Annotated in this window: 20 protein-coding genes; 15 read left to right on the forward strand and 5 right to left on the reverse strand. The window is 66.4% G+C overall.

The window, feature by feature from the left end:
• Positions 1-178 precede the first annotated feature (178 nt).
• A complete protein-coding gene (locus tag ACTHJ1_RS13970; RefSeq protein WP_440193360.1) occupies positions 179-1,528 on the reverse strand; it encodes a replication-associated recombination protein A in 1,350 nt (449 codons plus the stop codon).
• A gap of 155 nt (positions 1,529-1,683) precedes the next feature.
• Between ACTHJ1_RS13970 and ACTHJ1_RS13975 the strand changes: the two genes are divergently transcribed.
• The 9 genes from ACTHJ1_RS13975 to ACTHJ1_RS14015 all read left to right on the forward strand — a co-directional run bounded on the left by ACTHJ1_RS13975 (position 1,684) and on the right by ACTHJ1_RS14015 (position 11,514).
• On the forward strand, positions 1,684-2,964 hold the full coding sequence (locus tag ACTHJ1_RS13975; protein WP_440193362.1) for an amino acid deaminase: 1,281 nt from the start codon (positions 1,684-1,686) through the stop codon (positions 2,962-2,964).
• A gap of 92 nt (positions 2,965-3,056) precedes the next feature.
• Positions 3,057-4,607, forward strand: a complete 1,551-nt coding sequence (locus ACTHJ1_RS13980) for an ABC transporter substrate-binding protein (protein ID WP_440193364.1) — start codon at positions 3,057-3,059, stop codon at positions 4,605-4,607.
• Positions 4,608-4,611: 4 nt separating this feature from the next.
• On the forward strand, positions 4,612-5,553 hold the full coding sequence (locus ACTHJ1_RS13985) for an ABC transporter permease (protein WP_440193366.1): 942 nt from the start codon (positions 4,612-4,614) through the stop codon (positions 5,551-5,553).
• 80 nt (positions 5,554-5,633) lie between these two features.
• Positions 5,634-6,515 (forward strand): ABC transporter permease, encoded by an 882-nt coding sequence (locus ACTHJ1_RS13990; protein ID WP_440193368.1) that lies wholly within the window; start codon positions 5,634-5,636, stop codon positions 6,513-6,515.
• A gap of 3 nt (positions 6,516-6,518) precedes the next feature.
• Positions 6,519-7,565 carry an ABC transporter ATP-binding protein gene (locus tag ACTHJ1_RS13995; RefSeq protein WP_440193370.1) on the forward strand — a complete coding sequence of 349 codons (1,047 nt, stop codon included), beginning with the start codon at positions 6,519-6,521 and terminating at the stop codon, positions 7,563-7,565.
• Between the two features lie 8 nt (positions 7,566-7,573).
• Positions 7,574-8,563 (forward strand): ABC transporter ATP-binding protein, encoded by a 990-nt coding sequence (locus ACTHJ1_RS14000; RefSeq protein ID WP_440193396.1) that lies wholly within the window; start codon positions 7,574-7,576, stop codon positions 8,561-8,563.
• 67 nt (positions 8,564-8,630) lie between these two features.
• The gene (locus ACTHJ1_RS14005) at positions 8,631-9,584 is read left to right on the forward strand and encodes a MurR/RpiR family transcriptional regulator (protein WP_440193372.1); all 954 of its coding nucleotides are present in this window, start codon (positions 8,631-8,633) and stop codon (positions 9,582-9,584) included.
• Between the two features lie 5 nt (positions 9,585-9,589).
• Positions 9,590-11,056 carry an N-acyl-D-amino-acid deacylase family protein gene (locus ACTHJ1_RS14010; protein WP_440193374.1) on the forward strand — a complete coding sequence of 489 codons (1,467 nt, stop codon included), beginning with the start codon at positions 9,590-9,592 and terminating at the stop codon, positions 11,054-11,056.
• Between the two features lie 44 nt (positions 11,057-11,100).
• On the forward strand, positions 11,101-11,514 hold the full coding sequence (locus tag ACTHJ1_RS14015; RefSeq protein WP_440193376.1) for a RidA family protein: 414 nt from the start codon (positions 11,101-11,103) through the stop codon (positions 11,512-11,514).
• A gap of 32 nt (positions 11,515-11,546) precedes the next feature.
• Here the strand turns inward: ACTHJ1_RS14015 and lolA are convergent, their stop codons facing one another.
• Both lolA and ACTHJ1_RS14025 read right to left on the reverse strand, forming a co-directional pair.
• Complete coding sequence (lolA, locus tag ACTHJ1_RS14020) at positions 11,547-12,176, reverse strand: outer membrane lipoprotein chaperone LolA (RefSeq protein WP_440193378.1); 630 nt, start codon at positions 12,174-12,176, stop codon at positions 11,547-11,549.
• Positions 12,176-14,545 carry a DNA translocase FtsK gene (locus ACTHJ1_RS14025; RefSeq protein WP_440193380.1) on the reverse strand — a complete coding sequence of 790 codons (2,370 nt, stop codon included), beginning with the start codon at positions 14,543-14,545 and terminating at the stop codon, positions 12,176-12,178. Before ACTHJ1_RS14025 ends, lolA begins: the two co-directional genes overlap by 1 nt.
• 100 nt (positions 14,546-14,645) lie before the next feature.
• Between ACTHJ1_RS14025 and trxB the strand changes: the two genes are divergently transcribed.
• Both trxB and ACTHJ1_RS14035 read left to right on the forward strand, forming a co-directional pair.
• Positions 14,646-15,605 (forward strand): thioredoxin-disulfide reductase, encoded by a 960-nt coding sequence (trxB, locus tag ACTHJ1_RS14030; RefSeq protein ID WP_440193382.1) that lies wholly within the window; start codon positions 14,646-14,648, stop codon positions 15,603-15,605.
• A 4-nt stretch (positions 15,606-15,609) separates the two neighbouring features.
• Positions 15,610-16,275: a Smr/MutS family protein gene (locus ACTHJ1_RS14035; RefSeq protein ID WP_440193384.1), complete on the forward strand. Its 666-nt coding sequence runs from the start codon at positions 15,610-15,612 to the stop codon at positions 16,273-16,275.
• Between the two features lie 42 nt (positions 16,276-16,317).
• On the opposite strand, the gene ACTHJ1_RS14040 is transcribed toward ACTHJ1_RS14035, so the two are convergent.
• Together ACTHJ1_RS14040 and ACTHJ1_RS14045 are read right to left on the reverse strand one after the other, a co-directional pair.
• The gene (locus tag ACTHJ1_RS14040; RefSeq protein ID WP_440193386.1) at positions 16,318-18,378 is read right to left on the reverse strand and encodes a VC_2705 family sodium/solute symporter; all 2,061 of its coding nucleotides are present in this window, start codon (positions 18,376-18,378) and stop codon (positions 16,318-16,320) included.
• A complete protein-coding gene (locus tag ACTHJ1_RS14045; RefSeq protein ID WP_440193388.1) occupies positions 18,378-18,638 on the reverse strand; it encodes a DUF4212 domain-containing protein in 261 nt (86 codons plus the stop codon). Before ACTHJ1_RS14045 ends, ACTHJ1_RS14040 begins: the two co-directional genes overlap by 1 nt.
• A 598-nt stretch (positions 18,639-19,236) precedes the next feature.
• Between ACTHJ1_RS14045 and kdpF the strand changes: the two genes are divergently transcribed.
• From kdpF to kdpC, 4 genes are all read left to right on the forward strand, one after another.
• On the forward strand, positions 19,237-19,326 hold the full coding sequence (kdpF, locus tag ACTHJ1_RS14050; protein WP_440193390.1) for a K(+)-transporting ATPase subunit F: 90 nt from the start codon (positions 19,237-19,239) through the stop codon (positions 19,324-19,326).
• Positions 19,326-21,104: a potassium-transporting ATPase subunit KdpA gene (gene kdpA / locus ACTHJ1_RS14055; RefSeq protein ID WP_440193392.1), complete on the forward strand. Its 1,779-nt coding sequence runs from the start codon at positions 19,326-19,328 to the stop codon at positions 21,102-21,104. Before kdpF ends, kdpA begins: the two co-directional genes overlap by 1 nt.
• A 108-nt stretch (positions 21,105-21,212) precedes the next feature.
• Positions 21,213-23,273, forward strand: a complete 2,061-nt coding sequence (kdpB, locus tag ACTHJ1_RS14060) for a potassium-transporting ATPase subunit KdpB (protein WP_440193398.1) — start codon at positions 21,213-21,215, stop codon at positions 23,271-23,273.
• Between the two features lie 40 nt (positions 23,274-23,313).
• On the forward strand, positions 23,314-23,925 hold the full coding sequence (gene kdpC / locus ACTHJ1_RS14065) for a potassium-transporting ATPase subunit KdpC (RefSeq protein ID WP_440193394.1): 612 nt from the start codon (positions 23,314-23,316) through the stop codon (positions 23,923-23,925).
• Positions 23,926-24,074: the final 149 nt, after the last annotated feature.

Below are 24,074 nucleotides of genomic sequence, written 5' to 3' on the forward strand. Positions count from 1 at the left end.
GGGCTGGGTTTGGGTTTCCCCCCCCGTCCCGTTGACACCCGGCGTCCCCCCTTGCGTGTTAAAAAAACACCGGATTGTGGGTTTGGCCCCCCCAGCCCCCGGGACAAACCCGACGCCCAGCCCACCGGGCGAGCATCGGAATTCCGCAGTTCTGTCGATGACGGTTCAAGAACGAAAATCAGGACTTTTTCTTGTACTGGCGGTCCAGGTCATTCAGGAATTCGAGTTTCTGCTGGATTTTAGCCTCCAGGCCGCGGTCGGTCGGGCGGTAGAAGGTGGTTTCCAGGCCGTCGGGAAAGTATTGCTCGCCGGCGGCGTAACCGTGCGGCTCGTCGTGGGCGTAGCGGTAGGCCTGGCCGTAGCCCAGTTCTTTCATGAGTTTGGTGGGCGCGTTGCGCAGGTGCAGGGGCACGGGCGCGCTGCCGTGCTCGGCGGCGTACTTCTTGGCGGCGTTGTAGGCGTTGTAGCCGGCGTTGGATTTGGCGGCGCAGGCCAGGTAGATGACGGCCTGGCCCAGGGCCAGTTCGCCCTCGGGCGAGCCCAGGCGCTCGTAGGTGGCCGCGGCATCGTTGACGATCTGCATGGCGCGCGGGTCGGCAAGGCCGATGTCTTCCCAGGCCATGCGCACGATGCGGCGGGCCAGATAGAGCCCGTCCGCGCCGCCATCCATCATGCGGCAGAACCAATACAACGCGGCGTCCGGATCGGAGCCGCGCACGGATTTATGCAGCGCGCTGATCTGATCGTAGAAGGCCTCGCCGCCTCTGTCGAAGCGGCGCAGGTTTTGCGACAGGGCGTTTTCCAGCCAGGCGGCGTCGACGATGTCGTGGCCGGCGGTCAATGCCGATTCGGCCACGACTTCGACGGCGCTGATGAGGCGGCGGGCATCGCCGTCGGCCCAGGCGGCCAGTTGCTCGCGGGCGTCTTCAGTGAACTGCACGAGCGGCGGCTCTCCCTCCCCGCCGCGGCCTTCGTTCATGGCGGCCACCGCGCGGTCGATGAGGAGCGCGAGTTCCTGAGCCGTGAGCGCCTGCAGCACGTAGACGCGGGCGCGCGACAGCAGCGCGGAGTTGACCTCGAACGAGGGGTTCTCGGTGGTGGCGCCGATGAAGGTGAACAGGCCGCTTTCGACATAGGGCAGGAAGGCGTCTTGCTGGGCCTTGTTGAAGCGGTGCACCTCGTCGACGAAGAGAATGGTGCGGCGGCCCTGGCCTTGCGCGATCTGCGCCGTGGTGACCGCGTCGCGGATGTCCTTGACGCCGCCCAATACGGCCGAGATGGCGATGAATTGCGCGTCGAAGCCATCGGCCATCAGGCGCGCCAGCGTGGTTTTGCCTACGCCCGGCGGCCCCCAGAAGATCATGGAATGCGGCCGACCCGAGGCGAAAGCCACCCGCAGGGGCTTGTCGGGTCCGAGCAGATGCGACTGCCCCACCACGTCGGCCAGGGTGCGCGGGCGCAGCCGCTCGGCCAGGGGCACATAAGGGCGATGCGCGGGGTCGTCGGCGAAGAGGTCGGGACTGCTCATGAGCGAATTAGAGCATGGCGCCGCCTCCGGTTCCCGGGCGAGACGAGGTGACTCCCGGCGGGAAGCGGGCCTAGGGAAAATCCCAGTTTTCCTTGAAAATTTATTTCACGAAGATATCAAAAATTCGCATTTCTTGTAAAAAATTTCAAAACATCATGGCTGATATCTCGATTCCGTCCCCTCTGCTCGACCCGGCCGGCAAGGGCCTGGGCGTGTTTCCCGCCGGCCGGGCCAGCGACCAGGCGGCCGGCCTGGGCTGGAACCTGCTGGCCGAAGACGTGAGCCTGCCCGTCGCCGTGCTGTACGAAGACCGCGTGCAGCACAACCTGGAATGGATGCGGCAGTTCCTGACTGCCTACCAGGTCAAGCTGGCGCCGCACGGCAAGACCACCATGAGCCCCCGGCTCTTTCATATGCAGCTGGAACACGGCGCCTGGGGCATCACCCTGGCCACGGCGCCGCAGACCAAGGCGGCCTATCTGCACGGCGTGCGCCGCGTGCTCATGGCCAACCAGCTGGTGGGCAAAGCCAATATGGCGATGATTGCCGATCTGCTGCGCGATCCGGATTTCGACTTCTGCTGCCTGGTCGATTCGGTGGCCGGCGCGCGCCAGCTGGGCGAGTTCTTCGCCGCGCGAGGCCAGGTGCTTCCGGTGCTGATCGAATTGGGCCCGCAGGGCGGGCGCACCGGCGTGCGCGACGACGCCGCGCTCGCGTCCGTGCTGGACGAATTGGCCCGCTGGCCCCAATCGCTCGCCCTGGCCGGCGTCGAAATCTATGAAGGCGTGCTCAAGGAAGAAGACGAGATCCGCGCCTTTCTGCGCCGCGCCGTCGCCACGCTGCGCCAATTGGCTCAAGCCGGCCGCCTGCGCTCGAATGCGCCGTCCATACTCACCGGTGCGGGTTCGGCCTGGTACGACGTGGTGGCCGAGGAATTCGCCGGCGTGGACATCGGCCAGCCGCTGGACGTCGTGCTGCGTCCGGGCTGCTACGTGACGCACGACGTCGGCGCCTACCGCAGCGCGGCCGAGCGCATCGCGCAGAACAACCCGGTGGCGCGCAAGATGGCCTCGTCCCTGCAACCTGCGCTGCAGATCTGGGCCTATGTGCAATCGATACCCGAGCCCGGCCGCGCCATCGTCGCGCTGGGCAAACGCGACGCCGCCTTCGATGCCGGCATGCCCGTGCCGGACATGCACTACCGCCCCAGCCGCGACGCGGGCGGCAAGCCCGGCAAGGCGGCGCCGAACTGGCAGATCACGGCCATGATGGATCAGCACGCCTTCATGCAGATCGCCCCGGGCGACGATCTGGAAGTCGGCGACATGATTTCCTTCGATGTCTGCCACCCTTGCCTGACCTTCGACAAGTGGCGCCAGGTGCTGCTGCTCGACGAGCGCTACGACGTGACCGGCGTGGCCGAGACGTATTTCTAGGCCTGCATTGCCAGTCCTTGCTTTCGACGTTTTCTTTCGACGCTTTTGATCCCTCCTCGGGACAACCCCCACTTTTTTTTGGAGCCTGACTCATGAACTTCTCGATGACGCGCCGCCGCAGCCTGATCGCCATGGCCATGGGCGGCACCCTGGGCGCGGTCGGCCTGCCCACGACCGTGTTCGGCGCCACACCCGTCAAGGGCGGCACCATTACGGTGGCCACCATCGGCGAGCCGCCCACGCTGGATCCGATGATCAGCACGGCCGACCTGGTCGGCATCCTGACCCAGCATATTTTCGAAACGCTCTACACCTTCGACGCCAAGTGGAACGTCACCCCGCTGCTGGCCGAGTCGCTGCCGCAGATCAGCGCCGACGGCAAGACCTCCGACATCGCGCTGCGCCAGGGCGTCACCTTCCATGACGGCTCAGCCATGAGCTCGGCCGATGTCGTGGCCTCGCTCAAGCGCTGGACCGGCGTGGCCTCGCGCGGCAAGCAGGCGGCCGCCGTCATTGCCAATATCGAGGCCACGGGCGCGGACGGCATCCGCATCACGCTCAACCAGCCCTATGCGCCGCTGACCGCGCTGCTGGCCATGAACAACAGCGCCGCCGTGATCATGCCGGCCAAGAAACTGGCGGCCACGCTGAACGAGTTCATCGGCACCGGTCCCTACCAGCTCAAGGCCCGCGTACCCGACCAATACATCCAACTGGTGCGCTTCGCGGCCTACAAATCGCGCGCGGGCGAGCCCGACGGCTACGGCGGCGCGCGCAAGCAATATCTGGACGAGATCCGCTTCGTGCCGATGAGCAACGCCAACACGCGTCTGGAAAGCGCCATCGCCGGTCAGTACGACTACGTCGACTCGCTGGCGGTCGAATCCCTGGCGCAGCTCAAGGCGGGCAAGTCGCTGCCGGTGATACTCCAGCCCTTCGGCTGGCCGCGTCTGGTCATGAACACCAAGAAGGGACTCATGGCCGATCTGAAGGTGCGCCAGGCTGCGCAACTGGCGCTGAGCGAAGAAGACATGCTGTACGCCGCCTTCGGCGACAAGAACTTCTACGCTCTGGATGCCGATCTGTATCCCAAGGGCTTCCCCTGGGCCACCGACCTGGGCGGCGCGGTCTACAACAAGGGCGACGCGCCCGGCGCCAAAAAGCTGCTGGATGCGGCCAACCCCAAGGACCGCACCATACGTCTGCTCACCAGCCAGCAGTACGAGTTCCACTACAAGATGGCGCTGGTAGCCAATGAGTATTTCAAGGCCGCCGGCTTCAAGGTGGACATGCAGGTGGTGGACTGGGCCACGCTCGTGCAGCGCCGCGCCAATGCCGATCTGTGGGACATCTTCATCACCCACAGCCCCTTCCTGCCCGAACCCGCCCTGATCGAATTCCCGTCCAAGGATTCGCCGGGCTGGTGGGACACGCCGCGTCGCGACAAGGCGCTGAACGCCTTCAACGAAGCGCGCACGCAGGACGAGCGCCTGAAACTGTGGGCCGATGTGCAAAAGGCCGTGTTCGAGGAAGTGCCCTTCATCAAGGTGGGCGACTTCAACGCGCTGTCGGCCCGGTCGCCCAAGCTGCAGGGCCTGACGCCCGCGCCTTGGCCGTATTTCTGGAACACCTGGAAGGCCTGACGCCGTGCTGCGTTATCTCCTGAACCGCCTGATCGGCTTGGTCGTCGTGATGTTCATCGTCGCGACCATCGTCTTCGTCATCCTGCGCATCACGCCCGGCGATCCCGCGGCCGTGATGCTGGGGCCGCAAGCCACGCAGCAGGACATCGCCGCGTTGCGCGCCCAGCTTGGACTGGATCAATCGATATTGACTCAGTACGTCACCTGGCTGGGCCATCTGGCGCAAGGCGACCTGGGCCGATCGATCTTCCTGAACAAGCCCGTGCTGACGGTGCTGGCCGACCGGGCCGAGCCCACCTTCTGGCTGACGCTGATGTCGCTGGCGATCGCCACCGCCATCGCGCTGCCGGTGGGCATTCTCTCGGCGGTCAAGCGCGGCACGGCGCTGGATCAGACGGTGCAGGGATTCTCGATGTTCACGTCGAGCGTGCCGAGTTTCTGGCTGGGCCTGCTGCTGATGGAGTTTTTCTCCGTCAAGCTGGGCTGGCTGCCGGTGTCCGGCTACGGCGGCCCGGGCGCCGGCATCGGCGACCGTTTGTCCCACCTCATCCTGCCTGCCGTCGTGCTGGGCCTGGTGAACTCGGCACTGATCACGCGCTTTATCCGCGCCAGTATGCTCGACGTGCTGCGCGACGACTACGTGCGCACCGCCCGTGCCAAGGGCCTGACCGAAACCCGGGTGATCCTGCGGCACGCGGTGCGCAACGCGCTCATTCCCATCCTCACGGTACTGGGCCTGACGGCCGCCCTGCTGGTCAGCGGCGCGGTGGTCACCGAGACCGTGTTCGGCCTGCCCGGCGTGGGCAGCCTGGTGGTGTCGGCGGTACTGCGCCGCGACTACCCGGTGATCCAGGGCGCGCTGCTGGTGATCGCCGCCATCTATGTGCTGATCAATCTTTTCATCGACCTGCTCTATCTGCTGGTCGACCCTCGCGTACGGTACTGAGATGACGACCCCCACGTTCACTTTGTTCACTGCCCCCGAGGGGGCGCGTCAGCCCCTTGGGGCGGCCCGGCGGAGCTGACATGAGTCTTGCATCGAGTCCTTCCGTTGCTTCCGGTTCGGGTTCCGACCGCTGGCAGATCCTGCGCCTGCTGGTGGCGCGCAAGACGGTGCTGATCAGCCTGATCGTGCTGGTCGTGCTGGTCGCCGCCGCCGTGTTCGCGCCCTGGATCGCGCCCTTCGACCCTTATAAGCTGTCCATCATGAACCGGCTCAAGGCGCCCAGCAGCCTGCACTGGTTCGGCACCGACGATTTCGGCCGCGACGTGTTCAGCCGCGTGATCTATGGCGGCCGCCTGTCGCTCACCGTGGGCTTCATGGTGGTGGTGCTCTCGAGCGTTCTGGGCATCGTGCTGGGCCTGGTCGCGGGCTTCTTCCGCGGCGCCGACAAGGTGGTCTCGCGCCTGATCGACGCCATGATGGCTTTCCCCGATATTTTGCTGGCGATTTCGCTGGTGGCTGCGCTCGGTCCGTCGCTGAGCAACGTCATCATCGCGCTGGGCATCGTCTACGCGCCGCGGCTGGCGCGCATCGTGCGCGCCTCGACGCTGGTGATACGCGAACTGCCCTTCGTCGAAGCCGCGCGGGCGCTGGGCGTGCCCACGCGCCGCATCGTCACGGTGCACGTGCTGCGCAACCTGATGTCGCCCTTGCTGGTGCAGGGCACCTTCACCTTCGCCTACGCCATCCTGGCCGAAGCCGGGCTGTCTTTCCTGGGCGTGGGCGTATCGCCCGATATTCCCACCTGGGGCACGATGATCAACGGCGGCCAGCAGTACATGGGCACGGCAGACTGGATCATGGTGTTTCCCGGCATCGCCATCGTGCTGGCGGTGATGTCGCTGCAATTGGTGGGCGACGGTCTGCGCGACGTGCTCGACCCGCGTCTGCGCAAGGAACTGTGAATCATGCACGACACTATGCAAACAAAAAGCGAGCGCGACGTCGTGCTGTCGGTCCAGGGCCTGAAAACCTGGTTCCACAGCCGCGACGGCGTGGCCAAATCGGTGGACGGCGTGACCTTCGATCTGGCGCGCGGCGAAACGCTGGCCATCGTGGGCGAGTCGGGCTCGGGCAAGTCGGTGACCAGCCTGTCCATCATGGGCCTGCTGGCCAAGCCGGCCGGCCGCATCGAAGCGGGCAAGATCCTGCTGCGCGACCGCCGGGGGCAAGCGCACGATCTGGCCCAGGCCAACGCCGCTACCATGCGGCGCATCCGCGGCGCGGAGATCGCCATGATCTTCCAGGAGCCGATGACCAGCCTGAACCCGCTCTATACCGTCGGCGACCAGATCGCCGAGGCCATCCTGCAGCACGAAGGCGGTTCGAAGCGCGACGCGCTCAAGCGCGCGCAAGCCCTGCTCGATCGCGTGGAGATTCCCGCCGCGGCGCGTCGGGTCAACGAGTACCCGCACCAGATGTCGGGCGGCATGCGTCAGCGCGTGATGATCGCGCTGGCGCTGGCCTGCAATCCGTCGGTGCTGATCGCCGACGAACCCACCACGGCGCTGGACGTCACGGTGCAAGCCCAGATCCTGGACCTGCTGCGCCGCCTGCAGGCCGAAAGCGGCATGAGCATTCTGTTCGTCACGCACAACCTGGGCGTAGTGGCCGAGATCGCGCACCGCGTGGTGGTCATGTACGCCGGCCGCGTCGTGGAGGATGCCGGCGTGCACGATCTCTTCGACCGCCCGACCCACCCCTATACCCAGGGCCTGCTATCGTGCATACCCACGGCGGCGCTGCTGGCCTCGCGCCGGCGCCTGGCGCCCATACCGGGCAACGTGCCCAGCGTCACCGCCCTGCCCTCGGGCTGCACTTTCGCGCCGCGCTGTCCGCTGGCCAGCGGGCAATGCACCGCCGCCGTTCCCGAACTGATCGCGGTGCGCCCCGCGCACCATGCCCGCTGCTTCAAGGTCCAAGAGTCTGTCAACGCCGAAATGAACCACGCATGAGCACTCTCATGAACGCACCGCAATCGCAAGCCGCCGCCCCGCTTCTGAGCGTGCAGGGCCTGAAAGTGCACTTTCCCACGGGGTCGTCGCGCAACGCGCCGGTCGTGCGCGCCGTCGAAGACGTGAGCTTCGACGTACCGCGCCGCGCCATCGTCGGACTGGTGGGCGAGTCGGGCTCGGGCAAGACCACCACGGGCCGCGCGCTGCTGCGTCTGATCAAGCCCACGGGCGGCCGGGTGCTTTTCGACGGCCAGGACATCTCCGGGCTGGACGAGGCGCGCATGCTGCCCTGGCGGCGGCGCATGCAGATCGTGTTCCAGGATCCCTACGCCAGCCTCAACCCGCGCATGACGGTAGCCGAAATCATCGGCGAGGCCCTGGATACGCATAAATTGGCGCAAGACCGGCGCGACGCGCGCATCCGAGAACTGCTCGAACGCGTGGGCCTGAACGCGGATCATCGCAAGCGCTATCCGCACGAATTCTCCGGCGGCCAGCGCCAGCGCATCGGCATCGCCCGAGCGCTGGCGGTGGAGCCGGACTTCATCGTGGCAGACGAACCCGTGTCGGCGCTGGACGTCTCGGTGCAGGCGCAGGTGCTCAATCTGCTGCAAGACCTGCAGCGCGATCTGGGGCTGACCATGCTCTTCGTCGCCCACGATCTCGCCGTGGTCGACTATCTGTGCGAGGAGGTGGTGGTGATGTACCTGGGCCGCGTCATGGAACGCGGTCCGACCCGCCTCGTGTACGAAGCGCCGCGCCATCCCTATACGCAGGCGCTGCTGTCGGCAGCCCCCGTGCCGGATCCGCGCGCGCCGCGCCAGCGCATCCTGCTCACCGGCGAGATCCCAAGTCCGATGAACTCGCCTTCGGGCTGCGTGTTCCGCACCCGCTGCCCCCATGCCGACGCGCGCTGCGCCGAGGCGACGCCGCCGCAGCGCGACCTGGGCCAGGGGCACTATGCCGCCTGCGTGCGCATCGACGAGATCACATCATGAACGCGCCGAGCTGCCTCAAGCGTTCATTCCCCCTCGGGGGACCGGCGCGCAGCGCCAAGGGGGCATCATGAGCGCCTCTCGTCCGATCGCCCGAAAGGGCGCGCGCGGCAATCCGGGACAGCCGGCGAGCCATTCGGCCGATGCATCCGCCCTGCCCACGCCGCGCGACGTCGTCTACCAGATACGCAGCCAGCGCGACACGCTCAGCGCCACCGAACGCAAGGTGGCCGACGCCATCCTGGACGATATCGCCAGCGCCTCGGGCGCCACGGTCGATCAGCTGGCGCGCAAGGCGGGCGTGAGCATCGCAGCGATCTCGCGCTTTGCCCGCGCCGTGGGTTGCGACGACACGCGCGATCTCAAGCTCAAACTCGCCCGGGCCAGCGCCGTGGGCGAGCGCTTCCTGGCCGGCGACGTGCCGGAAGAAAGCACGTTCTACGCGCGCCTGTACGGCGACATCGAGGCCACGCTGCGCGCGCATCTGCCGTTGTTTTCCGAGGCCGTATTCGAACAGGCCGCGGGCATCGTGCGCGACGCCCGGATGATCTATATCTTCGGCATGGGCGGCGCCTCGGCCGCGCTGGCCCAGGAAATGCAGTCGCGCCTGGTGCGCCTGGGCTACGGCGTAGCAGCCTACAGCGACTCCGTGCTGCTGCGCATGGTGGCCGCAACGCTCGATGCGCGCGATGCCGTGGTGATTCTCTCGGCCTCGGGCCTGACGCCGGAAATCCTGGACGTCGCCCGCATCGTGCGGCAATATCGCGCCCGCATCGTGGCGCTGACCGACCCGTCGACGCCGCTGGCCAAACTGGCCGATGTGTCCATCCCCATTCATACGGCGGAAACCGACTTCATCTACAAACCCTCGGCGTCGCGCTACGCCATGCTGCTGGCCATCGACATTCTGGCCACCGAACTGGCCTTGATCCATCAAGACGACACCAAAGAAAAATTGCGCCGCATCAAGCTGGCACTGGACGAATACCGCGGCGGCCCCAACCGGCTGCCGTTGGGAGATTGACCCTGATGTACGACACCCTGATACACGGCGCGCTGGTCTACGACGGCACCGGTGCGCCGCCCGGCCGGGCCGACGTGGCGCTGGCCGACGGCCGCATCGCCGCTATCGGCCAATTGGCCGCCGCAAGCGCGCGCACGGTCGTGGCCGGATCGGGCCTGGCTCTCGCGCCGGGCTTCATCGACGCGCACACGCACGACGACACCAACGTCATCCGCACCCCCGACATGCTGCCCAAGCTGTCGCAGGGCGTGACCACCGTGGTGGTGGGCAACTGCGGCATCAGCGCCGCGCCGGTGAGCCTGCGCGGCGACCCGCCCGACCCGATGAACCTCCTGGGCGAGCGCCCGGCATTCTGCTATCCGACCTTCGCCGATTACGCGCGCGCCGTCGACGCCGCGCAACCCAGCGTCAACGTGGCTGCGCTGGTCGGCCACACGGCCCTGCGCAGCAACCACATGGATCGCCTGGACCGTCCCGCCACGGCGGCCGAAACGCACGCCATGCGCGAGCAGCTGCGCGAGGCCCTGGAACATGGCGCCCTGGGCCTGAGCACCGGCCTGGCCTACGCCTCCGCCTTCGATTCCGACGTCACCGAAGTACAGACGCTGGCCAAGGAGCTCGACGCCCACGGCGCGCTCTACACCACGCACCTGCGCACCGAGTTCGACGCCATCCTCGATGCCATGCAGGAGGCCTACGACGTCGGCGCCCATGCGCGCGTGCCGGTGATCATCTCGCATCTCAAGTGCGCCGGCGCCGGCAACTGGGGCCGCAGTCGCGAGGTGCTCGACAGCCTGGATACCGCCGGACGCCATCTGCCCGTGGGCTGCGACTGCTACCCCTATGCGGCCAGTTCGTCCACGCTGGATCTGAAGCAGGTAACGAGCGACTTCGACATCGACATCACCTGGTCCTCCCCGCATCCCGAGATGGCCGGCCGCACGCTGGCCGAGATCGCCGCGAACTGGAACCTGCCCCTGCTGGAAGCCGCGCGCCGCCTGCAGCCGGCCGGCGCGGTCTATCACGGCATGGACGAGGCCGATGTGCAGCGCATCCTGGCGCACGAACGCACGATGATCGGCTCGGACGGCCTGCCCAACGACCCGCTGCCGCATCCTCGGCTATGGGGCGCCTTTCCGCGCGTGCTGGGCCATTACAGCCGCGATCTCAAGCTGTTCTCGCTCGAAACCGCCATACACAAGATGACGGGTCTCACCGCGTCGCGCTTCGGTCTGACCGATCGTGGGCTGATCAAAGAAGGCCATCAGGCGGACCTGGTGCTTTTCAACCCGGCCACGGTCATCGACCGCGCCACCTTCTCTCTGCCGGTGCAGCCCGCCTCGGGCATCGAAGGCGTCTGGGTCAACGGTGTACTGTCCTACCGCGGCGGTCAGACCACCGGGCAGCGCGCCGGCCGCTGGCTGCCCCGCGGCAAGGACCTGCGCGCTTCGTTCAATACCTATCAAGCCTGAAACCGAGCGACGACATCGGTCTCGCCAATTCCAAGGAAATCACGATGAGCAACACTCCCCAAGCCGACGCCAACGGCATCATCCGCTACGGCGCTGCCGGCGGCGTCGGCCAGGGCGGCGCCCACATGCCTTTTTCACGCGCCGTGCAGGCAGACGGCTGGCTGTATGTGTCGGGCCAGGTACCGATGGAAAACGGCGTGGTGGTCGAAGGCAACGTGGTCACGCAGACGCATGCGGCTATCCGCAACCTGCTGGCCGTTCTGGCCGAAGCCGGCTACGGTACGGAGCACGTGGTCCGCTGCGGCGTGTGGCTCGACGATCCGCGCGATTTCGCGGCTTTCAACAAGGTATTCGTGGAATACTTCGGCGCCAATCCGCCAGCGCGGGCTTGCGTGGAATCGCGCCTGATGATCGACGCGAAAGTCGAGATCGAGTGCGTGGCCTATAAAAAGGCCTGAGGCCGAAGCCCCAAAGCCTGATAAACCGGGCTTTACATCCGCACGACGTCCGTGCCCTTGGGCGCCGTGAACTGAAATTGCGACGCAGGCACGGGGGCATTGGCCTGCAGGCCGGAAAGATCCACCCGCGTCGTCTGGCCGAAGGCATCGAGCAGCAGGATGCGCACCGGCGTGTTGTCGCGCATGCCGATGTCCACCTGAGCGAAACCCGCGTCGGCGGCGTTGTGCGGCTTGGCGCGCAGCCACTGCAGGCCGTCCTTGTCGGGTAGCGCCGAAACGTTGAACGCCTGCTCCAGATCGCCCGAGCCGAAGAGAATGGCGGCCGGCGACGCGCCGATGGCCTTGCCGACTTCGCGCACGGTCACCTGGGCCAGGTCGGGATCGTATTGATAGACCTGCCTGCCATCGGCCACGATGAGCTGCGCATAAGGCTTTTGCACTTCCCAGCGGAACTTGCCCGGCCGCTGAAAAGCGAACGTGCCCTGCTGCGCGGGTGCGGCCTTGCCGCCCTGCGGGCTGGTGGTCACCTGGCTGAACGAGCCCGTGGCCGATTGCACCGTGGAGACGAAGGTCTTGAGCTGTTCTTGCGCCGTCGCGGCCCAGGTCAGCGCCGGGCCGCAAGCCAGCAACACAAACAACAACGCCCGCACTACCGATCGCATTACGCATCCTCCCGGGCCGGCGCCAGAATTTCACGATTGCCGTTGGACTGCATGGCCGACACCAGCCCGGCGTTTTCCATTTGTTCGAGCAGCCGCGCTGCGCGGTTGTAGCCGATGCGCAAGTGGCGCTGCACCAGCGAGATCGAAGCGCGGCGGTTCTTGAGCACCACCTCGCAAGCCTGGTCGTACATCGGATCCGACTCGGCGTCGCCGCCGATGCCGGTAATGCTGCTCGCACCTTCGGCCGAATCGCCCTCCAGGCCGCCCTCGAGCAGCCCTTCGATGTAGTTGGGCTCGCCCTGCGCCTTCAGGGATTCGACCACGCGGTGCACCTCGTCGTCATGCACGAACGCCCCGTGCACGCGCGTGGGCAGGCCGGTGCCGGGCGGCATGTAGAGCATGTCGCCCTGGCCCAGCAGGCTTTCGGCGCCCATCTGATCGAGGATGGTGCGCGAGTCGATCTTGGACGACACCTGAAACGCGATGCGCGTCGGGATGTTGGCCTTGATCAGACCGGTGATCACGTCCACGCTGGGCCGCTGCGTGGCCAGCACCAGATGGATGCCGGCGGCGCGCGCCTTTTGCGCCAGGCGGGCGATGAGTTCCTCGATCTTCTTGCCCACCACCATCATCAGGTCGGCCAGCTCGTCGATGACCACCACGATCATGGGCATGGCCGACAGGGGCTCGGGCTGCTCGGGCGTGAGCGAGAAGGGATTGGGGATGGGCTCCTCGCGCTCGATGGCGGCGCGGATCTTGGCGTTGTAGCCCGCCAGGTTGCGCACGCCCATCTTGCTCATGAGGCGGTAGCGCTTTTCCATTTCGCCCACGCACCAGTTCAGCGCATTGGCGGCCTGGCGCATGTCGGTGACCACCGGGGCCAGCAGGTGCGGAATGCCCTCGTAGACGCTCATTTCGAGCATCTTGGGATCGATGAGGATGAGGCGGGTCTGCGAGGCGTCGGCCTTGTAGAGCAGGGACAGGATCATCGCGTTGATGCCCACCGACTTGCCCGAGCCGGTGGTGCCGGCCACCAGCAGGTGCGGCATCTTGGCCAGGTCGGCCACCACCGGATGGCCGGCAATGTCTTTGCCCAGCGCCATGGTGAGCGCCGACGGGTTGGCATGATAGGTCTGCGAACCCAGGATCTCGGACAGGCGCACCATCTGGCGCCTGGGATTGGGCAGCTCCAGGCCCATGAGGTTCTTGCCCGGGATGGTCTCGACCACGCGGATGCTGACCAGGCTCAGTGCGCGCGCCAGATCCTTGGCCAGGTTGACGATCTGGCTGCCCTTGACGCCGGTGGCCGGCTCGATTTCGTAGCGCGTGATGACCGGACCGGCCTGGGCCGCCACCACGGTCACCGATACGCCGAAATCGGCGAGCTTTTTCTCGATCAGGCGGGAGGTGAACTCGATGGTTTCGGCCGAGACGGTTTCCTGATTGCCCAGCGGCGGGTCGAGCAGGCCGAGCTCGGGCAGCGAGGCTTCGCCTTCGGGGCGGTCGAACAGGGTCTGCTGCTTTTCCTTGGCCAGACGCTCGGAGGGCGGCACCACCACGATGGCCGGCTCGATGCGAATGGGCTCGTGCACCGCCATTTTTTCGTGCTTGGCCTCGACGTGCTCTTCGCGTTGGGCGCTGGCCACTTCGCCCACGCGGCGGTCCTGGCGCGCCGTGTAAGCGTTGACGGTGGCGCGCAGGCCCTGCTCCAGCCAGCCGCCGACGCGCTCGGCCACATCCAGCCAGGAAAAGGCGAAGAACAGGCTCAAGCCCACCGCGACCAGCACCAGCAGCACCAGCGTGCCGCCGTCGAAACCCAGGACGTGCGCCAGCCAGCCGGCCAGCAACTGGCCGATGACGCCGCCGGCGCCGCTCGCGTGTCCGGTGGCGCTGGGCAGATGCACGCCCAGGCTGCGCAGGCGCAGCGCCTCCAGGCCCAGCGACCCGGCGAACAGCAGAAAAAAGCCCACGCCCTGTTCCCAATGCACGCGCGGCAGCGGTTCGGGTTCGCGTCCGACGGCGCGCAGTTGCGTGGCCAGACGGCGATAGCCGGCCCGCACGCGGTGCACCAGCAGGACCACCCACAACCAGGCCGAAAAGCCGAAGAGATACAGGAGCACGTCGGCCAACCAGGCGCCGACGGCGCCGCCGCCGTTGTGCATGGGGCTGCCGGCCGTGACCGCCGAGTGGGTCCAGCCAGGATCGGCCGGATTCCAGGAGATCAGCACCAGGGTCAGCCAGGCTGCCAGGGCGGCGAAAAATATCCAGCGGGCCTCGCGCAGCAGCGACGCGAGCCGCGACTGCAGGGCGGACGGCCCGTTACGGGTATTGCGCGAGGCGCGTGGGGAGGCGGTTGAAATGCGCGGCATGGGCCTCATTATAATGACGATAGGCCATCTATCAGGCTGCCCGGTGCGATCCGAAACCAGGACCCGGCCGGCCCGAAAATACCATTAGCGATCACGATCCATGTCCACGCCCAAACACGCCAAAGTCCTGATTCTGGGGTCGGGTCCGGCCGGCTACACCGCCGCCGTCTACGCCGCCCGCGCCAATCTCAAACCGCTCCTGATCACCGGCCTGGCGCAGGGCGGCCAGCTGATGACCACCACCGAGGTCGACAATTGGCCCGCCGATGTCGACGGCGTACAGGGCCCCGAGCTGATGGAGCGCTTCCAGAAGCACGCCGAGCGCTTCGAGACCGAGCTGGTTTTCGACACGATCGTCAAAGTCGACCTGTCCAGGCGCCCCTTCACCCTGACCGGCGATACGGGCGATCTCTATACCTGCGATGCGCTCATCATCGCCACCGGCGCTTCGGCCAAATACCTGGGCCTGGAAAGCGAGACGGCCTTCATGGGCCGCGGCGTGTCGGGCTGCGCCACCTGCGACGGCTTCTTCTACCGCAATAAAGACGTGGTGGTGGTGGGCGGCGGCAACACCGCCGTCGAAGAGGCGCTGTACCTGTCCAATATCTGCCGCAAAGTCACGGTGATCCACCGCCGCGACAAATTCCGCGCCGAGCCCATCCTCATCGATCGCATGATGGACAAGGTCGCCAACGGCAATATGGAGCTCAAGCTGCACAGCGTACTGGAAGAGGTGCTGGGTGACGACAGCGGCGTCACAGGCGTGCGCATCCGCAATGTGCAGACCGGTGCCGCCGAGCCCGTGGACGTGGCCGGCTGCTTCATCGCCATCGGCCATCATCCCAACACCGACATTTTCACCGGCCAGCTCGAGATGCAGGACGGCTACATCGTCACGCAGAGCGGCCGCAAGGGCATGGCCACCATGACCTCGGTGCCCGGCGTTTTCGCCGCCGGCGACGTGCAGGACTACGTCTACCGCCAGGCCATCACCAGCGCAGCCACCGGCTGCATGGCCGCGCTGGACGCGCAATTCTGGCTCGACAACGCTGAAAAGTAAGTCGATGCGCGGCGCCAAAAACGGCCTGGCCGATCTGAAGGATCTGCACAAGCAGGCTCAAGAAGCCCGCAAAGTGGCCGAACGCGCCGAGCGCATGGCGGCGCAGGACCGCATCCGGCTCGATCGGGCTGCGCCGGAGCAGGACATCGACGCGTTCCGCAAAGCCGTGCAGAGCGCCACGCCGATCAAGACGCGCAACCAGATCGAGCGTCGCCCTGCCGCCCTGCCGGCGAGCCCCGCAGTCGAGGCGCGCCGCATGCACGCCACCGGCGAAAAGCCGGACCGCGCCGACGCCGGCATTTCCGACGGCGGCGTGGCGCATCTGCTCTCCGAAAACGGCACCGCCTATGTGCGCGCCGACGCCGCGCCCGACACCGCGCGCAAACTCAAGCAAGGCCATTGGCGCGCGGGCGCCGAGCTCGACCTGCACGGCCTGCGTGTGGAGCAGGCGCGCCACGCCGTGATCTCTTTTCTCGACGAATGCCTGGGCCAGGGCGTGCGCTGCCTACGCATCGTGCACGGCAAGGGCTATGGCTCCGAGGGCATGAACCCGGTGCTCAAAGACAAGGTCCGCGCCTGGCTGGCGCAGAAGCCCGAGGTGCTGGCCTTTTCCGAAGCCACGCCGCGCGAGGGCGGATCGGGCGCGCTATTGGTGCTGATGCAGGGCTGATCGGACCGGATCGCAGGCGATTGCAGCGCGCCTATCCGCCGACTACCGATCCGGCTCCCGCAGATAATCCACCAGCGCCTCGGTCGCCGCGTCCGGCCTGGGCGTGAGCAACGATACGACCACGATCGTCAGAAACGCGGCCGGCGCGCCGAATAGCCCCGCACAGATAGGCTGTATGCCCCACCACAAATCCACCGCCTGAGTGCGCGGCACGTTGAAGACCCATTCGCGCAGCCAGGGGTCGGCGTGCGCCATGTAGGCGAACGTCACCGCCAGGCCCACCGCCATGCCCAGCGTCGCTCCCCATTTGTTGGCGCGTTTCCAGAACACGCCCATGACCAGCGCAGGAAAGAAGGACGAGGCCGAGAAGGAAAAAGCCGCCGACACCATGATGAGAATGTCGGCCGGCTTGCGCGCCGCGACCCAGGCCGCGGCGAACGCCACCAGCAGAAGCAGCACCTTGGAGACGATCACGCGCCGGCCGGCCGGCGTGCGCGGCGCGACCACGCGGAACCAGGTGTCGTGCGAAATGGAATTCGACAGCGTCAGCAGCAGGCCGTCGGCGGTCGATAGCGCGGCCGCCAGAGCGCCGGCCGCCACCAGCCCGGACATGACGTACGGCAGGCCGCCGATCTCGGGCATGGCCAGCACGACGACGTCTGCGCCGATGCCGATCTCGCTCAATTGCACGATGCCATCGTGGTTGATGTCCACCACGTTCATCAGGTTGGGATCGACCGCCCCCCAGGCATGGACCCAGGCCGGCAGATTGGCGTAGTAACTTCCCACCAGCTGGGTATAGACCTCGTACTTCACCAGCAGGGCCAGCGCAGGCGCCGTGAAATACAGCAGCAGAATGAAGAGCAAGGCCCAGAACACCGATTTGCGCGCTTCGCCCACCGACGCCGTAGTGTAGGACCGCGTAAGAATGTGCGGCATGCCTGCCGTGCCGAGCATCAGGCACAGCACCAGCGCCAGGAAGTTCACGCGCATATTGCGCTGCTCGGTCTCGTTGCCCGCGGGAAAGGGCTGCGCGTGGGGCACCGGCGGCGAACCCCGCGCCTCGTACGTCTGCCGCGCTTTGGCCCAGGCCACGCGGGCTGCGTCGGGATCCGGCGGAAAGTCGGCCAGCTCGCGCTCGAGCGTGCGCACCTCGACCATGGGCGCGTCGGCGGCGACGCGTTCGGCCAGCCGCGCGCGCAGGCGTTCTTTTTCCTGCGCCCAGGACTGCGGCAGCGCGTCAAGGCGCCGCGTCATTTCACGGGCCTGTTCGCGCCAGAGCCGACGCACGGCCTGCTCGGCCGGGTCGTGGCGTAACTGCAGTTCCTTGGCGGAAACCTGACGCAGTACCGAGCCCGCCGACAGCTGCGGGATGGGCGAGCCGGTGTCTTTGACCGACAGCCAAACCACCGGCGTGAGATAGGCGATCACCAGAATGATGTATTGCCCCACCTGTGTCCAGGTGACCGCGCGCATGCCGCCCAGGAACGAACAGACCAGCATGCCGCCCAGCGCCACGAAGATTCCCAGCTCGAAGGGAATTCCGGTAAGCCGCGTGGTGATGATGCCCACCCCGTAGATCTGCGCCACCAGATAGGTGAAGGAGCACAGCACCGCGCAGGCTACGCCGGCCAGCCGCGGCACGTTGCCGCCATAGCGCACGCCGAGAAAATCGGGAATGGTGTATTGGCCGAATTTGCGCAAGTAAGGCGCCAGCAGCAGCGCAACCAGCACATAGCCGCCTGTCCAGCCCATGACATAGGCCAGTCCGCCGTAGCCGGTGAGATACAGCGTGCCCGCAACGCCGATGAAGGAAGCCACCGACATCCAGTCGGCCGCCGTGGCCATGCCGTTGTAGAAGGCCGGCACGCGCCGGCCCGCCACGTAGTACTCGACCGGATCGGAGGTACGGCACAGGATGCCGATGCCTGCGTACAGGCTCACTGTGACGAACAGGAACACATAACCGATCCAGCTGCGAGCCAGCCCTGCCATCTCGGCCAGAGCCAGGAACAGCACCAGCAGGCAGAACCCCGCGGTATAGAGGGTATAGACGCGGCCCAGCCGCTGGCTGAACGGGCCCGGCGGCTGAGGCGGCGGCATCAGCGGTTCCGCATGGGGCGATCGGCGCGGCTCATCAGCCAGGCATATACCGCCACGATGATCAGGTACGCCAGCGGCGCGCCGTAGGCGGCCAGCCAGAACGAAAACGGCCAGCCGATGAAGCCGAATGAAAGCCAGTTCGTGAGCAACGCCGGTGCGAGGGTCAACAGCAGCCATGCGGCCAGCAGGACCGCGATGCGCCGCAGATTGCGGCGCCAATAGCCAGGGAGCACACATGGCGGATGCGGCCCATCAGACATGGAAGGCTGCGAATGGTCGTGATCCTGCATGGCTTCAATGCGTCCCCGCGACGCTTTCTTATGCGAAATCCGGATGCGAAAACGGCCGACACGTTGATGTGCCGGCCGTCGCGCTTTTCTTGCTTTTTTCGATACTGCTTTATTTTTGTTATGGAATTTATATTCCGGCGTTGCCGGTTTGCCCTGTGGGCTGTTGTGTCTCCTCACCTGCTTCGAACGGAATTCTGCACCGCTTGCGGGCTCAATACACTAGGGGAATGCCCTAGTTTGATGCATTTTCACGTCTGACTCAGGCCAATTCCCAGTAAATACGCACCATTTTAGGGCATGAATCCGACTTTCTTCATGCGCCGGGCGCTTACGCGGTTTTTACGCGCTTTTTATAGCGGCCCTCTCAAGCTTTATCCCGTTTTTATCCCTGTCTGCCTAATCTGCGCACACCTCCGGCCGCTCATGCCGCGCCGGACCTACACAGGGGGCTGCATGCCCCTGGGGAGAAAAACATGGACCTGCTGTATTTCGCCATTTTCGGCGCGTTGGCCGGCTCGATCTGGGGCCTGACCGTTTTCTGTTCGGCCCTCTCGCAAGGAGAGCGGCCATGAACCTCATCTACTGGATCAGCGGCGGCCTGGCCGCGCTGCTGATGGTTTACCTGCTCATCGCATTGTTCAAGCCGGAGAAATTCTGATGGATACCCGCTACATCGCACTGCTGGCGGTGTTCCTCGTGATATTGCTGGCCATATCGCCTTTCCTGGGCCGTTATATCCGCGAGTCCATGGAAAACGGCCGATACCGGCTCACCGCCTGGGGCCGCCCCATCGAACGCGCGATCTACCGCATCGCGGGCGTGGACCCGCTGGCCGAAATGAGCTGGAAGCGCTATGCCCTGGCCACGCTGCTGTTCAGCGTGCTCGGCTTCATCGCCGTCTATGCCCTGCAGCGCCTGCAGAAACTGCTGCCGCTCAATCCCGCAGGCCTGGATGCGGTATCGCCCGACTCTTCGTTCAACACCGCCGTCTCGTTCGTGACCAACACCAATTGGCAGGGCTACACGCCCGAATCGACGATGAGCTATCTCACGCAGATGCTCGCGCTGACGGTGCAGAACTTCTTTTCGGCCGCCCTGGCCATTGCCGTGCTGTTCGCGCTGATCCGCGGCCTGACGCGGCACAGCGCGCGCGCCATCGGCAATTTCTGGGTCGATATGACGCGCTGCACACTGTATGTGCTGCTGCCGCTGTCGTTTCTGCTGGCGATCTTCTTCGTGCAACAGGGCGCGATCCAGAACTTCGACCCTTATGTGCAGGCGCACACCGTCGAGTCCGTGACCTACGATGCGCCCAGGCTCGATGCCCAGGGCCAGCCCGTGCTGGACGCGCAGGGCAAGCCCGCAATGCAGAGCGTGACCACGCAGACGCAGACCATCGCCATGGGCCCGGTGGCTTCGCAGGAGGCCATCAAGATGCTGGGCACCAACGGCGGCGGCTTCTTCAACGCCAACTCGGCGCATCCCTTCGAGAATCCCACCGCGCTGTCCAATATGCTGCAGATGCTGGCGATCTTCGCCATTCCGGGGGCTTTGTGCTTCGCGTTCGGGGAAATGGCCGGCAACCGCAAACAGGGCTATGTGATCTTCGCCACGATGGCCCTGATGTTCGTCGCCTTTGCGCTGCTCACCGCGCACTATGAATACCAGGCTTCGCCGGCCCTGGTGCACGCCGGCCTGTCGCCCGGCGTGGGCAATATGGAAGGCAAGGAAGCGCGCTTCGGCATCGGCCCCACCGCGCTCTTTGCCACCATCACCACATCGGCCTCGTGCGGCGCGGTCAACGGCATGCACGACTCGTTCACCGCAATGGGCGGCCTGTCGCCGATGCTGCTGATCCAGTTGGGCGAAATCATCTTCGGCGGCGTGGGCTCCGGGCTCTACGGCATGCTGGCCTTCGCCATCCTGTCGGTGTTCATCGCGGGCCTGATGATAGGCCGCACGCCTGAATACCTGGGCAAGAAAATCGATGCCTTCGACATGAAGATGGTTTCCATCGCGCTGCTGGCCACGCCTTTTCTGGTGCTGTCGGGCACCGCGATCGCCGTGCTGGCGAGCGCTGGCCTGGCGGGCATCGCCAACCCGGGCATACACGGCTATTCGGAAATCCTCTATGCCTTCTCGTCGGCGGCCAACAACAACGGCAGCGCCTTCGCCGGCCTGTCGGCCAACACGCCGTTCTACAACATTCTGCTGGGCCTGGCGATGTGGCTGGGACGCTATGCCCCCATCGTGGCCGTGCTCGGGCTGGCCGGATCGCTCGCAGCCAAGCCGCTCCTGCAGGCCGGCCCCTGCACCATTCCGACCACCGGCCCGCTGTTCGTGGTGCTGTTGATCGGTTCGATCCTGCTGGTGGGCGCGCTGACCTATGTGCCCGCCCTGGCGCTGGGCCCCGTGGCCGAGTACCTGCAACATTAATACGCTGGAATGATCATGGATACTCGCAATCCTTCACCCGCCGCCGTGGCGGCCCCCGCGCCCGCCGCGGCCGCACCCCGCGATTTCGGCTTCTGGTCGCGCTCGCTCATGGTCCCGGCGCTGCGCGACAGCTTCATCAAACTGGCGCCCGCCACGCAATGGCGCAACCCCGTGATGTTCGTCGTCTATATCGGCAGCATCCTCACCACCTTATTGTGGTTCATGGCCCTGGCCGGCCACGCCGAGGCGCCCGCCGGCTTCATCCTGGCCGTCTCGGCCTGGCTGTGGTTCACGGTGCTCTTCGCCAACTTCGCCGAGGCCCTGGCCGAAGGCCGCGGCAAGCAACAGGCCGCGACGCTCCGCGGCCTGCGCACCACCATCCAGGCCCGTTTCCTCAAGTCCGCGCCCAGCGACGCGATGCTGCGCGACGCCACGCCCCAGGCTTGGCAAGACAGCACCGTTCTCAAACCCTCGGGCGACCTGCGCAAGGGCGACGTGGTTCTGATCATGGCCGGCGACACCGTGCCGGGCGACGGCCAGGTCGTGTGCGGCATCGCCTCGGTCGACGAAAGCGCCATCACCGGCGAATCGGCGCCGGTGATCCGCGAGTCGGGCGGCGACTTCTCGTCGGTGACCGGCGGCACGCGCGTGCTGTCGGACTGGATCTTCGTGCGCATCGCGGCCAATCCGGGCGAAAGCTTCCTGGACCGCATGATCGCCATGGTCGAAGGCGCCAAGCGCCAGAAAACGCCCAACGAACTGGCGCTGACCATTCTGCTGGTGGGCCTGACCATCGTATTCCTGCTGGTCTGCGTCACGCTGCTGCCCTTCTCGGCCTATGCCGTGCATGCCGCGGGCGGCGGCGGCGTGGTCTCGGTCACGGCGCTGGTGGCTTTGCTGGTATGTCTGATCCCCACCACCATCGGCGGCCTGCTCTCGGCCATCGGAGTGGCCGGCATGAGCCGCATGATGCAGGCCAACGTCATCGCCACGTCCGGCCGCGCGGTGGAAGCCGCCGGCGACGTCGACGTGCTGCTGCTGGACAAGACCGGCACCATCACTTTCGGCAACCGCCAGGCCTCGGCCTTTTTGCCTGCGCCCGGGATAAGCGAGCGCGAGCTGGCCGAGGCCGCCCGCCTGGCCTCGCTGGCTGACGAGACGCCCGAAGGCCGCAGCATCGTCGCGCTGGCCGATCGCCAGTTGGGCGCGCTGCCAAGCAACGACCTGCCCGGCGCCGAGTTCGTGCCCTTTACCGCGCAGACCCGCATGAGCGGCGTGGACCTGCACGGCCGCTCGATCCGCAAGGGCGCGGTCGACGCCGTGACCTCCTGGCTGCGCGACGGCGGCGGCGCCCTGCCCGCGGCGCTGACGCGCGACGCCGATATCATCGCGCGGCGCGGCAGCACGCCGCTGGCCGTGGCCGACGGCGGCCGCGCGCTGGGCGTGATCGAGCTCAAGGACATCGTCAAACCGGAGATCCAGCCGCGCTTTGCCGAGCTGCGCCGCATGGGCATCAAGACGGTGATGATCACCGGCGACAACAAACTTACCGCCGCCGCCATCGCCGCCGAAGCAGGCGTGGACGACTTCCTGGCCGAAGCGACGCCCGAGGCCAAGCTCAAGCTGATCCGCAACTATCAGCAGGAAGGTCGCCTGGTGGCCATGACGGGCGACGGCACCAACGACGCGCCCGCGCTGGCCCAGGCCGACGTGGCCGTGGCCATGAACTCGGGCACGCAGGCCGCCAAGGAAGCCGGCAATATGGTGGACCTGGATTCCAACCCCACCAAACTGATCGAGATCGTCGAGATCGGCAAGCAGATGCTGATGACGCGCGGCTCGCTCACTACTTTCAGCATCGCCAACGACGTGGCCAAGTACTTCGCCATCATCCCGGCGGCGTTCGCCGCGGTGTATCCGCAACTGGGCGTGCTCAACATCATGCACCTGGCCACGCCCGCCTCGTCCATCCTCTCGGCCGTGATCTTCAACGCGCTCATCATCATCGCGCTGATCCCGCTGGCCCTGAAGGGCGTGCGCTACCGCCCGCTGGGCGCGGCCGTCCTGCTGCGGCGCAATCTGTTGATCTACGGCCTGGGCGGCCTGCTGGTGCCCTTCGTCGGCATCAAGCTGATCGACATGATCCTGTCCGCCATGGGCTGGGCTTGAACGCCCAGGCCCGCACGTCAAGCACCTCGAGGAAACCATCATGCAACAAACCATCGACTCCAAACCCGCCGGCCTGCTGCGCCCTGCCCTGGCGCTGTTCGTCACGCTGTCGGTCGTCACCGGACTGGTCTATCCGCTCGTCACCACCGGCGTGGCCAAGTTGGCCTTTCCGCATCAAGCCTCGGGCTCGCTGATCGAGCGCAACGGCCAGGTGATCGGCTCGTCGCGCATCGGCCAGGCCTTCAGCGCGCCCGGTTATTTCTGGGGCCGTCCGTCGGCCACCTCGCCCATGCCCTACAACGCGGCTGCGTCGGGCGGCTCCAACCTGGGGCCCACCAATCCCGACCTGACTCAGGCCGTGAAGGACCGCATCGCGGCGCTCAAGGCGGCAGACCCGACCAATACTGCGCCGGTGCCGGTGGATCTGGTCACGGCCTCGGCCAGCGGCCTGGACCCGCAGATCAGCCCGGCCGCCGCCGATTATCAGATCGCCCGCGTGGCGCGTGCGCGCGGCCTGCCCGTGGATGCCGTGCGCAACCTGGTGCGGCAATACACCCGGGCCGGCGCCTGGGCGGGAATACTGGGAGATTCCACGGTCAACGTGCTGGAGCTGAATCTGGCTCTGGACAAGCTGGCGGCGGCGGGACATTGATTGCTTTATCGGTCGATGGCATCGGCACAATGCGAGATGCAGCAAGTCGGCCGGGCCGCGCAGGGGCTGGGGGTTTGCGGCCTGTTGGAGGCTGCCGAGGGCTTCCGTAGGGAGGGGGGGGGCTTTCCGGGCGCGCTGTCTGAGCCCCG

The sequence above is a fragment of the Bordetella sp. genome (assembly GCF_051960075.1).
Lineage (GTDB): Bacteria > Pseudomonadota > Gammaproteobacteria > Burkholderiales > Burkholderiaceae_B > Bordetella.